The following is a 14356-nucleotide window of genomic DNA, read 5'->3' as shown; positions in this document are numbered from 1 at the left end:
AAGTGCCACTGTTTCCTTCAATATAAGATGAAAAAGACCCTCCCGAGTTCAAGTTGACTCGGAAGGGTCTTAAAACATTCAAACCTACATCTTAAACAATGTCCATCATTCGCTATGATACAATCCCCGTATCTCGGAACTCGTCCAGAAAGTCATTCAGCCAATCCGAACCATAATCCAGCGCACCTGTATCACTCTCGATAAAAGCAACATCCAGACCCATCACCCAGAATCGGCGAGCAACAATAAAGAGATCAACCGCCTGTTCGTCTGCATCCGTAAACTTCCGAACCGACCGGTATCCTTTCATCAATGCATCCCATAGTCTTTGTTTCTGCCTTGAATCACCCGACTGTCTTTTTCGAACTTTCACTTGAGCTAAATCATAGGCACGCCAGCCTTTGGCTGCCCACTCGAAGTCATAATGGATGAACTGATGTTCCTGTTGAAATACATTGTTATTCCCATGCATATCGCCATGGCACAGACCAAAGTCCAGGTCTTGTCTGGAAATGGCAACGATGCGTTCTTTTAACGTTGTGGCAAACGTATGGAGAAATGCTGCTGCTTCATTGTTCTCACCGATATAGTGGATAATTCGCTCAAGGGGTTCGTCAATAAGTAACTTTAGATCCAGCTCATATCGTGGCAGCTCCATGTTCACCTGATCCATAGCTTCATGCAATTCAGCGGCAGATTGACCAAAGGCGTAACAAGACTCCTCATCCTCCAGGTTGTTCTCCGTACCCTCAATATACCGAAACATCACAGCAACCCGCTTGCCTTCCGCAGCCTCCAACACCGTATATCCCGTATGATCTTTCTTCTCGATGTATTCTCCAATGTCGGTATGTTCCGCAGAACCTAGAACGTTCTTCAGTTGAGACAATAACGAAAGCTCATACTGAACATCTGCCTCCGTAATTTCAGTGCGGTAGATCCGGAGAATATACATGCCACTGGACGTGCGAACCCGGTAGGTATCATTCAATCCTCTAAGCCAAAACAAACATTCTTCCCATGTTCCAATGTCATATTGATTGCTCAATGCAGACTCCAGATACCTGGGGTTAAGCACTGAACGTAAAGCAGTCGGTTGAATGGACATATGTATACTCCTTCAGTTTATATGATTATTTCTCATCTGATGAACGATGTAACCGTATTCACCTATCAACCTATAATATAGTCTATTTTTCGTTAATTTTCCAGAATATATATTTTAAACAGGTGCATCATCTTTGGAATTCCAAAGTTTCCTCTCTCTTCAGTAGATTATACAGAACTGCTTGCATTGACCCGCTTCCCAGATTTCAGCAGGCTATTACACTCTGGGTCGATGCCAGCGCTCGACAATGCAGCACATTCACGAAAGGCAAAATGTTTGCACCCCTTACACTTCTCCTCGTTTAAATGCTGTAACGCATAATTAATGGCTTCCCCAGTATGTTCAAAACGATGGGCAGGATTTAAACGCTCTAACAGACCCGTTCGTTTCAACATCTCTAGCGGCTGCTCTTGTATGCCCGATAACAATACAATTCCGCCCGACCGTTCAAAATGCTTGATTAAACTCGCCAGGTTAGCCTCGCCTGTTGTATCCATAAAAGGTACCTTGCCCATGCGCAACAGCAAAATGCCCGGTCGCCGATGAATTGAATCCATGACCGACTTCTCGAACATATCCGCTGCGCCGAAAAACAGTGGCCCTTCAATTGTATACAGGCTTATTTGCGGACAGTCATGTCCTTCCCGAACCATGTGGGCCATGACTTTCTCATGTTTATGATCGGGATCGGGCAGTACTTTGGCAACCTTCAACATCTCACTCATGCGTTTAACAAATAAAAGGACCGCTAGAATTAACCCAACCTCTACAGCCGTTGTTAAACTTGTAAATACGGTCAGCAAAAAGGTAATCAGCAGAACGAGTGAATCACTCGTTTTGGTTTTCATGACATGCACGAAGGATCTTCGTTCACTCATATTCCAGGCAACCAGCATGAGAACGGGAGCCATACTGGCAAGAGGAATGTGGGATGCGTATGGCGCAAAGAGAACAAGTACCAGCAAAACCACCACACCGTGAATCACGCCAGACCATGGCGATACTGCGCCGGATTTGATATTTGTTGCTGTACGTGCAATCGCTCCTGTTGCAGGAATACCACCAAACAGCGGCGTCACCATATTAGCAATTCCCTGCCCAATCAACTCCCGATTGCTGTTATGTCGGCTTCCGGTCATGCCATCGGCAACAACAGCTGACAGCAGCGATTCAATTCCACCCAGCATGGCAATGACAAAAGCGGGTTGCAGCAAGTTCATGATACGCTCCCAAGTGATCTCAGGCATATGGAACTGAGGCAAGGAGTTAGGTATGGCGCCAAAGGACGAACCAATTGTAGCCACCTGTCCTTCAAAAAAGATCGCTGCGACTACCGTCGAAAGAACGAGCCCCACCAGTGATGCAGGCACCTTTGGTGCAAACTTGGGCAAAAGCAGAAGAACAGCCAGACAGACTCCAGCTGTAAGCACACTGTATATATTAATCGTCGAGATGTGCATCCCGATTTCTTTCATATTGGACCAAAAATCTTCATGCTTCTCGATGCCTCGAAGTCCCAGGAAGTTCGTAATCTGTCCGCTAAAAATAATGACGGCGATCCCTGCCGTAAAACCGATCGTCACCGGCCTTGGAATAAACTTAATTAATGCCCCAAGCTTGAATACGCCCATAAGCACAAGCATCAAACCGGCCATCATTCCGGCGATCAGCAGATTCTCATATCCATACTGCATCACAATGGCAAATAGGATCGGAATGAATGCCCCCGTTGGCCCACCAATCTGGAACTTGGACCCACCCAGCAAGGAAATGAGAATCCCTGCGATTACTGTGGTATACAATCCATACTCCGGTTTGACCCCGGAAGCGATGGCAAAGGCCATACCGAGTGGAATCGCAATGATACCTACAATCAGTCCTGATAACAGATCCTTGCGAAAAGCGGCAGCATTGTACCCTGCATATCTCCCCATCCATTTCATGCACAAAAACCTTCTTTTCTTCATATATTTGAATATTTGAATATATCTAAAAGACTACTCCCCTGCATACGCCCTGTCAATCGGATTATGCACAATCTCAGTAGGAACTTAACACAAAAAAACAAGAACCTCCGGTGATTACACCCAGTTGCTCTTGTTTATTGTGTCAGGACTCTTTACGAATATCTTCCAGCATGGAAATGGCATCAACCAGATGATTGTCAAAAATCTGTTTGGTGACTGCCAGCAGGTCCTTAATCAGCGGATCACGCAGCGAATAGGTGACGGTTGTCCCTTCTTTTATTCCGTGGACAACGTTTTTGCTACGCAGTACAGCCAGTTGCTGTGAAACGGCAGAGCCTTCCGATCCCAGAATGCTTTGCAGTTCATTCACGTTTTTGGCTCCTTCACTCAGCAACTCCAGAATCTGAATCCGCATCGGGTGTGCCAACGCTTTGAAAAAATCCGCTTTAAACTGTTGTATGCTCTGATTCATACGCTATGCCCCTTCAATCGAACTCGTCAACATGCTCATATCATACCATAGAACGAGGTTCAGACTTCAATTCACATGATATGATAAGATGAAAAAAGCAAGTACATTATACTGTGCAGGGGAGCTGTAAGTATGTCCAAACCATCCGAATATTCACCCTCCGGCGTTCCTATCCTTCGTCATAAGGATAGGAAGCGTGAGTGGCAGTCTACTTCTTATGCAAAAGACGAATGGCTGGAGCAAATCGAGAAACATGCCGACCAATATCTCGGCGAAGCCGAGTCTGTATTCCATGAGTTGCTGTCAGACAAGGTTCATATCGATGTCCATATGATTCGTCCAACACCAGAACGAAATTATTACACATTGTACACCACAGGCATGAGCGCCTTGCCTATGAACACGCCTGAAGATGCAGAGGACTATGAGTACGCAGAGTTGATGATTTGTTTGCCGCCGGATTGGCCACTATCAGAGGAGGAATTGGAGGAGTCGGACAACTACTGGCCAATACGCTGGTTAAAAACGATGGCTCGCTTGCCGCATGACTACGATACCTGGCTAAGTTGGGGGCATACGGTGCCGAATGGTGATCCGGCAATGCCATTTTCCAATAACACAGAAATGTGTGCCTTTATCGTGCTGCCTCCGCTTGAAGTCGATGAGGATTTCCTGACGCTCGACATGGAAGATGGACAGACTGTGCACTTCTACGCAGTCCTCCCTATTTACCTGGAGGAGCTTGAGCACAAGCTCGAATATGGTTTGGACGCTCTGCTAGACCGTTTCGAAGAACATCATGTGAACGAAATTTTGGATATAAACCGGGTCAATTCCTGTGGGGATGCTTCATAATAAGATAAGCAGACTAGAAAAAAGCTCAACCCTTAGCATCGCTGCTGGATTGAGCTTCCCTTTTTATTTACGTTAGTACGAACCATATTCAAACCAGTCAAAGTCCGCTACCTGATCGGAAGAAGTACCGTTGCTGCTGCTAAACATTCCGATACAACAGCCAACAAAGCCGCCGGCTACTTCGGTGCTCAGGCTGCTTGTATCCACCTGTTCCGCCACCAGATGATAATGACTTCCATCCGTGCTGTAATAGAAGTTGAGTTGCTGACCTGTCGCAGCCAGTTTGATATACACTCGCGATACTTCATCATCCAGCGCGATTTGCGCAATGTGGCTATCCTGACCATCTATAACGGTCACCACACGCAGCACCTGCTGATTCTCGGCCAGAGCACGCTCAATCCGTACGTGATACTGATCGTTCTGAATGACGACGAGACCAGCCGTTTCGTTTTCATTTCCAGGCACAAATTCCATCGCTGTAGCTGCGACATAATCCATATGCCTTTGACGCAGACAAACAAAGCTGGAATTTTCTTTTTCCTTCAAGGTTTGCGGTTTCAGCTTCAGTCGCAAGTATCCTTTTCGTTCGGTTAATGAATATAAGTCTTCCTGGGGATTACGCAGAAACATCCATTGCAAGCCCAGTTTATCACTGTCAAAATGGTCAAAACGCAGTTGCGGCTCTACCGGAACAGGCTTCAAATCCAACGTGCCCTGCTCCTCCAGGATTCCGCGGCCCTCATTGACAACAGGCCATCCGTCCTCCCAAACGACAGAAGCAAGGAACGTCTCCCGCCCCAGGTTGCTATAGCTCCCTCCATATGGACGCGAAGCAAGCATAACCATGAACCATTGACCGTTCGCAGCCTGCACCAAGTCGGCATGTCCTACATTAACAACAGGGTAACGCTTACCCAAATGGCGATGTGTAATGATTGGATTATTCGGATTCCCGACGTATCCTTCGGTTAAACTTTTGCTACGAGCAATGGTCACGGCGTGGTTTGGCCCTGTGCCTCCCTCTGCAATCAATAAATAGTAATATTCATCGATCTTATACAGATGCGGGCCTTCCGGCCAGATGACATCCACCATCGCCCCGCGCCACAGAACGTAACTGTCTCCCACCAGCTTCATACTGCCCAAATCAAGCTCTCTCAACCAAACTTCCCAATTGCCATTATAACGAACTCCCTCAGAGCAAGGACGTGTACCAAGGTAATAGGCTTTGCCGTCATCGAAGAAAATCGTAGGGTCGATGCCTTCTGCGCCTTCAATAAAATATGGATCAGACCATGGCCCAGCCGGGTCGGTAGCGGTTACAACAAAATTGCCGCCATGTGATACATTGGTTGTAATCATATAGAAGGTGCCTTCATGATACCGGAGCGTTGGTGCGAATATCCCCTGTGAATGGCCTGCTCCCTGAAGATTCAACTGTGAAGGGCGGTCCAGCACATTGCCAATCTGTTTCCAATTCACTAGATCACGGCTCTGAAAGATCGGAACGCCAGGAAAATAGGCAAATGTTGATGTCACCAGATAAAAATCTTCACCCACCCGGCATACGGATGGATCTGGATAAAATCCGGGCATAATCGGATTGTTAAACGTGCATTGTTCGCTTTGATTTGCATTTTTCATTCTTTTACCCCTCCAATGGTTAGTCCAGTCACAAAGTATTTTTGCAAGAACGGATACAGTAAAACGATTGGCATTGCCGTTACAACCGTGATTGCTGCCCGAATGGATACAGGCGTCACCATGTTGGTTACATTTTTGAATGAATCCACATTGACGGTTCCCCCCTGTGAGGTCGCAGAGGATAACAATTTCATCAGCTCATACTGCAAGGTGGTCAAATTCCGATTTCCCGCCGTGTACAACATGGAGTCAAACCAGGAGTTCCACTGACCTACAGCAATGAACAGAGCAACTGTAGCCAACACCGGCTTGGACAGCGGAAGCACGATGCGCATGAAAATCCGAAAATCTCCGGCTCCATCCATCTTCGCGGATTCTATCAATCCCTCGGACAGTCCCTGAATGTAGGTACGAATGACGATCATGTTGAACACTCCGATCAACCCGGGAATAATGTATACCCAGAAGCTGTTCAGCAGCCCCACTTGTTTGATCAGCATGTATCCCGGAATTAAGCCACCGCTGAAATACATCGTCATGACAAACAGCGTTGTGACCAATTTGTTAAACATATACTCCTTGCGGCTCAGCACATAGGCCAGCATGGCTGTACAGAACAGCTGTACAACCGTTCCCACCACAGTTCTGGCGACCGAAACAAATGCGGCTTGTGTCAGATTCGGGTTTTGGAATACGGAGACGTAATTTTGCAGCGTCCATTCCCTCGGCCAGAGATAGATCCCCCCGCGGATCGTATCCAGCCCGTTATTGAAAGATACGGCAATGGTGTTTAAAAAAGGATATAACGTAACAACCATGACAAGCAACATAAATATGCCATTGGTGATGGAAAAAATAGAGTCACCCAAGCTTCGTTTTCTGCTAAATCGCTTCACAGTTCTGCCCCCTTATCATATCAATCGCTCTTCACCAAGAGACTTGGCAATCCCGTTGGCGATAAATATGAGCACCAGACTGACCACACTTTTGAAAATGCCTGCTGCGGTGGCAAGTGAGTAGTTGCCGAGATTAATCCCGTATTTCAAAACAAAAATGTCGATCGTCTCGGATACATCCTGCACAAGTCCGTTCCCCAGCAAGTATTGAATCTCAAAACCCGCGTTCAGTACGTTACCAACGTTGATGATAAGCAGGATAATAATCGTTGGTTTGATGCTTGGAAGTGTGACGTTGAACATTTTGCGAAACCGTCCGGCTCCGTCGATGGAAGCTGCCTCGTATAAGCTCGGATTAATCGACGCCATGGCGGCCAGATAAATAATCGTGCCCCAGCCAATTTCCTTCCACATGCTGGACAGACCTACAATCCCCCAGAAGTATTTGGGTTCGGCAAAAAAATTGATCGGTGCATCAATCAGGCCCAATTTCGTCAACAGCACATTCACTATTCCTGTTTCCGTTGATAATACATTCGCTACAATGCCTGTTACGATGATCCACGACAGGAAATGTGGAAGGTAAGAAACCGTCTGTACCACACGTTTGAACAATACCATTCGCAGTTCATTCAATAACAGCGCCAGACCAATCGAGCCGACAAATCCCAGAAACAGACTGATCAGGCTCATCGCCAGCGTATTGCGAATGACACGTAAAAATGTAGGGTCCGTGAATAACGTTCGAAAATGATCCACTCCAACCCAATCCTGCTCCATAAAACCAATGCCCGGTCTATAATTCTGAAACGCCATCAACCAGCCCCATAATGGTCCGTACGCAAAAATAGCGATAAACGCAATAAACGGAAATGACATCCACATTAATTGTCGCTGACTTTTCATTCTGGACAGGTTGTACCCGATCCAGCTTGTTCCCGCTGGGATATGGCTGGTTTTTAACGAAGGCTGCAGCTCCTTTTTGGCCATGTTTTTCTCTCCTTGCTTACGAGTTTATCTATATCACCCAGTCTGGGTGAATCGATTCCATTCCTATCCAATCTCCCAATCTAGCGTGTAAGAAAGGCTACGGGGTTCCCCATAGCCTTTCTGTGTGACAGGCCTTTATCCCTACAGTTCCATACGTCTGCGGACTTCTTCCGTCAGCGCATCTTCATACGCTTTAATATCTGCGCTTTCCTTGAGCGTGGCTTGATATTCTTCCCAAGCCTTATCAAATTCGGCTGGTGAAGTCATAATCACTTTTGGCAGCCATTTGCGTTTTACATCGTCCATTTTCTGTCTGGCGATGGTCTCCGGTTTATTTGGTTCGAAATTATAGGTGTAGATTGGGAACCACGGTTCATTTTCCTCCGCAGGCTCAAGGAAGTCGGTAAACTTCGTATATCCATAAGCCTTCAGCACTTTTTTGTCGATGTCATTCAATGTGGCAAGGTACTCCTCCGGCTGCTCCTTAGGGTCAAGAGCATTCTTCCCATCAGCGGTCATGCCTTCATGATGCGGGAAATAGACCAACGGGCTTCCCGTGTTTGCCAGCACCCAGTCCGGATCTTTGGAATTCGCACGTTGCTCTTCATTCCTGGAGAACACGCCTTTGTCATCGACTTGGTAATCCACGCCTTCCTGTCCCCAGGTTCTCAATACCTCCATCTCAGGGTCCAGCAAATCATTAATATATTGAAGTGCTCCCTCGATATCCTCGCAGCTCTTTGTAATGGCCAGGCCACCATTCACGTTAAGGATTGGATTGTTCTGATAACGCCCTTTAACATTCTCGGAAAGTGTAATGGACAACGGTACATAGGTTTTGTCATACAATTTTTGCTTCACGAGTGATGCCTCGGCGTCAAGGAACTGCCATCCTTGATCCACCATGCCCAGCACACGTCCGGTTGAAATTTTGGAGATATATTGGTCATAGTTTGCTGTAAAGGTTTCGTTATCGACGAGGCCTTGATGATATACCTCATTAATTTTCTTGAAATATGCCTTCGCTTCCGGAATGGTATTATAGTTTTTGGCCGTCAGCGTTTCTTTATCAACGATGGCTGCGCCTTCGTTAGGATAACCAGCCATGAAGAGCGGAGGGTTCTCCAGTGCGAAATAACGCCAGTCATAGGAGATAATTTCAAATCCAATGGTTGGCTGACCATCAACGGTCGGATGAGCTGCTTTATATCGTTCAATCAAGTCGAAGTATTGGTCAAGCGTTTTGATTGTCGGATAATTATCCCACTCCAATACGGCCTTCTGAATCCAGAATGCTTCTCCGTCATGGGATACTTTCATCGACTTTTCTTGTATATTGCCGAATTGAGGAATGAAGTAGATATGTCCATCCGTCGTATTTTTCATCTTCTTCCAGTCTTCGCCCAGGTAATTTTTGATGTTTGGATATTTATCGATGTAATCCTCAAGTGGTACTAACGCTCCTGCTGCTACCAGTTGCTGAGTACCATCACTCCCATCGATAAAATCGGGATATTCGCCGCCTGCAATGAGTACACCAATCCGCTCTTTGGCTGTTTGGCCTGTAAGCCAGTCCATCGTAACTCTGACGCCTGTTTTCTCCTCAATAGCCTTTAACACCCGATTATCGTCAGGCGCAATTTTTCCCGGTACGGCAAAAAATGCGGAAAATTGTTTCAATTCCCTTCCATCTGCTGTCTTTTCCCCTTTTGAGGACGATCCCGGTGTACATCCAGTGAGTGCGATGACCAGTATTAAAGCGAGCAGAGCACTATACTTGATTCTTTTTCTAACATCCTTTTTCATCATGACCCCTCCATCGATTATATTGACAGAAGCTTTTTGGAAAGCGCTTTCCAAAGGCTGACTTAAAATTATCATGCTTCCATGCCCCTCTCAACGGGATAAACTATAGATGGAATCCCACTAATTCCAGCATCTGCGAAAAAAAATATCCCGCCGCTCCGTCAAGGAGTGCAGGATGTTAATCCAGAGAGTACGCAGCATGGGCACTTTTACGATATTGTGCAGGCGTCTCCCCCATGAGTTTCTCGAACCGGCTAATAAAGTAATCGGAATCCCGATATCCCACCATTGTTGCGATTTCGTATACTCTTTGATCTGTTCTGCGCAACAGCCGGGCGGCTTCCTCAATACGCAATTGATTCAAATAATCACTGAAGCTGATCGAGTAATGCTTTTTGAAAATCTGACCCAGATATGCACTATTCATGTAAAACTGCTCCCCGAGCAACTTCAGGCTGATATTTTCTCTGTAATGCTCGTGAATGAAGGCCTCAATTTTGGCTAATACGCCCATCGCATTTGACTTTTGCTGCTCCTTCAGTTTCTCTGCGCACATGAGCGAGAATTCGCATAAATGTTCAATGTTTTCCTCCATGGATAACATCGCGTAGTTCACCTTCAGAAAAGTCGATTCCATCAACCCGGAATCTGGAGTAACCGTATCGTTATTCACGAGATCCAGCAAAGTGTATGCCAGATAATGCAAGTGGATGCGGACAATACCAGGCTCGATTCGCTCATCCAGAAAAAATTGAAAAATCGCCGTTGCATGACTAAATAGCTCATCCGTCTGCTGTTCCTCAATACACTTGACTAGCCCATCAAACAATTGTTTTTCGAACTGTCCCGGCCGATTAACAAACAAGGTCGTATCCATAAGTTCGAAGTAATAAATGGGCCTGCAAGTGGTGAAGAAACGTAAGCCTTTCATTATGCCGCAGGATTGATAAGACTCGTGCAGCGCCTCCAACTCATGTACTTCCTTCCCGACATAACAAGCAATAGCCGCCTCTTGACCATGGCTCAGATCGGCATGTAATCGGGTCAAATATTGCTCCAAGGTCACTGCCTCACGGTTCACCATCAGGTCCGTAACCATGAGCAGAACCGCATTTTTATCACCTGTGAACGGCTTCAAAATTTGTCCCGGCAAGGTCTTGCCCACCCATGCCTCAACACGAGCGCACCAATCCGTTCCCTGATCTGGACCGGCTTCCGCCTCAATCAGGATGCAACGCAGTATGCCGGCATCTTGATAGTGGGGCTGCAGACTCGTAACAGCTTCCTCCTCGGCCACCCCAAGCAAGATCGACTGCATATGCTGGGCCATAATAATCTGATCTTTTTTTTGCTGATATCGCTTCTCTTCCATTCGCGCATTGAATGCATCCCTGAACTCCTCAAGCACCTGAACCAGTTCGGTCTTCACAATAGGCTTGAGAATGTAGTCATCCACCTGGTATTTAATCGCCTGCTTGGCATATCCGAACTCATAGAATCCACTTAGAAGAATCAGCTTGATGTCACGGCTATATTGCTCGTACAAGGTTTTGGCAAGCTGCAATCCGTCCATTTCCGGCATCTTAATGTCGGAAATCACCAGATCGGGCTGCATAGCGCGTATACACTCCAATGCCTGCATGCCATTGGAAGCCTGACCGCAAATCTGAAATCCGTAAGACCCCCAATCAATTAACAATAGAAGACCTTGGCGAATAAATGGCTCATCGTCCACAATCAGCACGTTGATCATATCCTCGCTCCTTATTCTTGGGATGCCTGCATAAGAGGAATTTGAATGCCAATCGTTGTTCCCTTCCCCTTTTCACTGAATATGTGCACCTGAACGAAATCATCAAAATACATCCGCAGCCGAATATATGCATTCATCATACCAATGCTGCTAAGCTCGCTCATCCGATCCATACTCGGATCTTGCATCATTTTGCGGAGCGAGGCCAGCTTGTCCTGATCCATACCAACTCCGGTATCTCGAATGGAAATGTACAGTTCATTACTTCGAATTTCGAATAATACCTCCACGACCCCATCATTCGACGTCCCCTCAATGCCATGGATACAAGCATTCTCCACAAAGGTGAGAACGGTTAGTTTAGGTATCATCATGGCAGTAATGGATTCGTCTGTGATCCGGATTGCAAATTGCAGCTTTTCACCAAAGCGATACTGCTGGATACTCAGATAACTCTCCACAAAATGGATTTCCTCTGCGATTGTAATCAGATCATCGCCCCAATTGATCGTCTGACGTAACAGCAGTGCCAGTTTATGAATGACATCGGAGGTTTCAAGTTCGTCCTTGATCAAACTCCTCATACGGATCGTTTCAAGCGTGTTGAACATGAAATGGGGATTCACCTGACTCTGAAGGGCTTTCAGCTCCGCCTGCTTCTTGGAGAGCTCAAGGGCTTGCCGCTCCACCTGACCCTTAAACACAATCTCAATCAGGTTCTTGATCTTGATGACCATCATGTTATAACTATGGGTCAGGCTACCGATCTCGTCTTTGCCCACAGGTCCCGATATCACCTCAAATTTCTCATGCTTCACTTGATCCAGGTGCTTCGCTATCCGATCAACTCTGATGACCAGTGATCTGGATATCAACCAGATTAGCAGTGTCGGCACCAACAGATTAAGAATGATTAGTAAAGTCAAATTAAGCTTGGAATTAACAATCTCCGACAGAACGTCCAATTTCTCCGTGCTGACGACAATCTGCCAATCCTCGGATACGACGGGAATCGATTGCATGGATTGAACAGGGTCAATTGGACTGTTTGCAATCAGATTAAATGGCTTGCGCATCTGATTCATTTTTGAATCGTTCGAGAAAATGACCCTGCCATCCGAAACGACATACACCTTCCCATTTGCTCCCTCATTTTTAAGCGATTTGTTAATGAAAGCGTAGTCCAGATCAACCTTTAACACCTTTTCAACCTGCTGCTCCCCAAAGTAATCCAGCTTACGAATAATGCTTACTTTGCGTCCTCCCTGACTTTGCGACATCTCAGCCTGTTGTTTGTCAAAATACGAATAGATCATGATATGGTCGCTTGTGTTCATCAGCGCTTGATACCAATCGCTTTTCTTCACCTCATCATCCAGCTTAATAAAGTTTCCTCCATTGACGAAGGTATCATTGCCAACATAAAACGTAATTTGATTCACCTGCTGGTAGCTGTAATAGTACCTGACCAGATTGTTGTTGCTAAGCATATCATAGTAGGCAGAATAATAGTCTTCCTGATCGCGATACTTGTACTCCATGAACCGGTTCAGCGTTCCATCGGTATAGAGAAAATTGGACACATACAAGCTATTATCTATACTGTTCCGCAGGTTGAACTTGATCCTTTGCTGCATTTCATTAAATCGGCTATGCTCCTTCTCTTCAATGTTGCCTTTGATGCTTAGGTAAAACACGGTATTTGTGACCAGGACCGGGACCAGCACACAAAAGATGAACAATATGTACAACTTGGTTTTGAGACTCCAATCATCCAGAAACTGAATACGCTTACAGTATGTCTTTCGGCTCATGTTATGTCTTTGTCTCCTCTAACCATGTCATATATCAACATTATTATAACGAGTACAGGATGGGTTGGATACTGTAATCCAGGATTTCCGGGAAGCCTTTAATCAACCTCCGGTTCAACTGGCCCAACAAGACAGACACTAACACCAACATATTTTCGTATGAACCGGATCTGATCTTAAGTCGAAACGACGATCACGTTATAATTTCAAGAGCATTTCGTACTGGCCCACATGATATGCAAAACCTGATTTGACCAGGAGGAAATCTTGCATCGGTTTCAGATGAGACTCCACATTGAGGACACTGATTCTAGGCGATTCTGTGCGTTGAACCATCTCTGTCAGGATGCTGCTTGCAATACCTTTAGCCCGATAATTTTGGTTCACTGCAAGCTGTGGAACATCACCTGTTTTTTGATCTATAATGCCATAGCCAACAATGCTGTGATCCTGACGTGCAACCACATAGATAAAAGCTTCCGGTAAAGCGTAGATGGAATCAATTGAATTTTGCCAGGAGGGCTCCACATCCCAAAATTCCTTAAACTGCTCCACATCGATTCTCTCCACACATTCCACCGTGCAGGTCGTTTGCGGTATGAATTTATCTTTTTGCAACTGGAAACATGAAAATTCCCTTTGAATTTTGAAGTTTTGTTTACTGTACAGCTGAACTGCGGATTCGTTGGATTGGATGACTTCCAGCAAATATTGCTCTACATTTTTTTCTTTTAACAGCTTTTGAATATTTAAGAGCAGATCGCTTGTAATGCCTTGCCGTCTGCAATCTTTTACAACGCCTGTCCCAAGGTCATATGCAGTTGTCTTTCCATTCCAGCTTCGAAGTCCATTGATAACAAATCCGACCATTCTCTCATCCTTAAAGGCTCCCATAGATATTTCGGGGTGATAACCCCTTCGTTGGAGCATCTGTTGAAACTTCCAAAAAGGCAAATCCATTTTAACCTGGTAGTCGGAGAACGCATCCACAAACGCCTCGTGAATTGTTTCCATACTTATCTTGTCCAACATTTTATAACTGTACATT

General features: G+C 45.8%; 11 protein-coding genes. 1 reads left to right on the top strand and 10 read right to left on the bottom strand.

Annotated features, from left to right (window positions below; genetic code table 11):
• Positions 1-112: 112 nt before the first annotated feature.
• The 3 genes from F0220_RS04320 to F0220_RS04310 form a co-directional block, all read right to left on the bottom strand.
• The gene (locus F0220_RS04320) at positions 113-1108 is read right to left on the bottom strand and encodes a phosphotransferase (RefSeq protein ID WP_105602127.1); all 996 of its coding nucleotides are present in this window, start codon (positions 1106-1108) and stop codon (positions 113-115) included.
• A 167-nt stretch (positions 1109-1275) separates the two neighbouring features.
• Positions 1276-3051: a SulP family inorganic anion transporter gene (locus tag F0220_RS04315; RefSeq protein ID WP_091019697.1), complete on the bottom strand. Its 1776-nt coding sequence runs from the start codon at positions 3049-3051 to the stop codon at positions 1276-1278.
• A 166-nt stretch (positions 3052-3217) separates the two neighbouring features.
• Entirely contained in the window at positions 3218-3547 is a 330-nt protein-coding gene (locus tag F0220_RS04310) for an ArsR/SmtB family transcription factor (RefSeq protein ID WP_017690603.1), read from the bottom strand.
• 132 nt (positions 3548-3679) lie between these two features.
• On the opposite strand from F0220_RS04310, the gene F0220_RS04305 reads away from it, so the two are divergent.
• Positions 3680-4402 (top strand): suppressor of fused domain protein, encoded by a 723-nt coding sequence (locus F0220_RS04305; RefSeq protein ID WP_105602126.1) that lies wholly within the window; start codon positions 3680-3682, stop codon positions 4400-4402.
• 72 nt (positions 4403-4474) lie between these two features.
• Here F0220_RS04305 and F0220_RS04300 read toward each other — a convergent pair whose 3' ends face one another.
• From F0220_RS04300 to F0220_RS04270, 7 genes are all read right to left on the bottom strand, one after another.
• Positions 4475-6049 carry a glycoside hydrolase family 43 protein gene (locus F0220_RS04300; RefSeq protein ID WP_105602124.1) on the bottom strand — a complete coding sequence of 525 codons (1575 nt, stop codon included), beginning with the start codon at positions 6047-6049 and terminating at the stop codon, positions 4475-4477.
• Positions 6046-6945, bottom strand: a complete 900-nt coding sequence (locus F0220_RS04295) for a carbohydrate ABC transporter permease (protein ID WP_017690606.1) — start codon at positions 6943-6945, stop codon at positions 6046-6048. Before F0220_RS04295 ends, F0220_RS04300 begins: the two co-directional genes overlap by 4 nt.
• Positions 6946-6960: 15 nt before the next feature.
• Positions 6961-7935, bottom strand: a complete 975-nt coding sequence (locus tag F0220_RS04290; protein ID WP_036606005.1) for an ABC transporter permease — start codon at positions 7933-7935, stop codon at positions 6961-6963.
• A 141-nt stretch (positions 7936-8076) separates the two neighbouring features.
• Positions 8077-9744: an extracellular solute-binding protein gene (locus F0220_RS04285; RefSeq protein WP_223199845.1), complete on the bottom strand. Its 1668-nt coding sequence runs from the start codon at positions 9742-9744 to the stop codon at positions 8077-8079.
• A gap of 175 nt (positions 9745-9919) precedes the next feature.
• Positions 9920-11494, bottom strand: a complete 1575-nt coding sequence (locus tag F0220_RS04280; RefSeq protein ID WP_105602121.1) for a response regulator — start codon at positions 11492-11494, stop codon at positions 9920-9922.
• A gap of 11 nt (positions 11495-11505) precedes the next feature.
• Positions 11506-13308, bottom strand: a complete 1803-nt coding sequence (locus F0220_RS04275; RefSeq protein ID WP_105602119.1) for a cache domain-containing sensor histidine kinase — start codon at positions 13306-13308, stop codon at positions 11506-11508.
• Between the two features lie 198 nt (positions 13309-13506).
• Positions 13507-14355, bottom strand: coding sequence for a GNAT family N-acetyltransferase (locus tag F0220_RS04270; protein ID WP_105602118.1), 849 nt, complete (start codon positions 14353-14355; stop codon positions 13507-13509).
• Between the last annotated feature and the right edge of the window lies 1 nt (position 14356).

The organism is Paenibacillus sp. 37, assembly GCF_008386395.1.
Classification (GTDB): Bacteria; Bacillota; Bacilli; order Paenibacillales; family Paenibacillaceae; genus Paenibacillus; species Paenibacillus amylolyticus_B.
This window is presented reverse-complemented; position numbering and strand designations above follow the sequence as displayed.

Bases quoted from the DNA above. Each gene is read 5' to 3' on its own strand.
- F0220_RS04305 (WP_105602126.1), top strand. From the start codon at position 3,680: ATGTCCAAACCATCCGAATATTCACCCTCCGGCGTTCCTATCCTTCGT.
- F0220_RS04280 (WP_105602121.1), bottom strand. From the start codon at position 11,494: ATGATCAACGTGCTGATTGTGGACGATGAGCCATTTATTCGCCAAGGT.
- F0220_RS04300 (WP_105602124.1), bottom strand. From the start codon at position 6,049: ATGAAAAATGCAAATCAAAGCGAACAATGCACGTTTAACAATCCGATT.
- F0220_RS04275 (WP_105602119.1), bottom strand. From the start codon at position 13,308: ATGAGCCGAAAGACATACTGTAAGCGTATTCAGTTTCTGGATGATTGG.
- F0220_RS04290 (WP_036606005.1), bottom strand. From the start codon at position 7,935: ATGGCCAAAAAGGAGCTGCAGCCTTCGTTAAAAACCAGCCATATCCCA.
- F0220_RS04310 (WP_017690603.1), bottom strand. From the start codon at position 3,547: ATGAATCAGAGCATACAACAGTTTAAAGCGGATTTTTTCAAAGCGTTG.
- F0220_RS04315 (WP_091019697.1), bottom strand. From the start codon at position 3,051: ATGAAATGGATGGGGAGATATGCAGGGTACAATGCTGCCGCTTTTCGC.
- F0220_RS04320 (WP_105602127.1), bottom strand. From the start codon at position 1,108: ATGTCCATTCAACCGACTGCTTTACGTTCAGTGCTTAACCCCAGGTAT.
- F0220_RS04270 (WP_105602118.1), bottom strand. From the start codon at position 14,355: ATGTACAGTTATAAAATGTTGGACAAGATAAGTATGGAAACAATTCAC.
- F0220_RS04285 (WP_223199845.1), bottom strand. From the start codon at position 9,744: ATGATGAAAAAGGATGTTAGAAAAAGAATCAAGTATAGTGCTCTGCTC.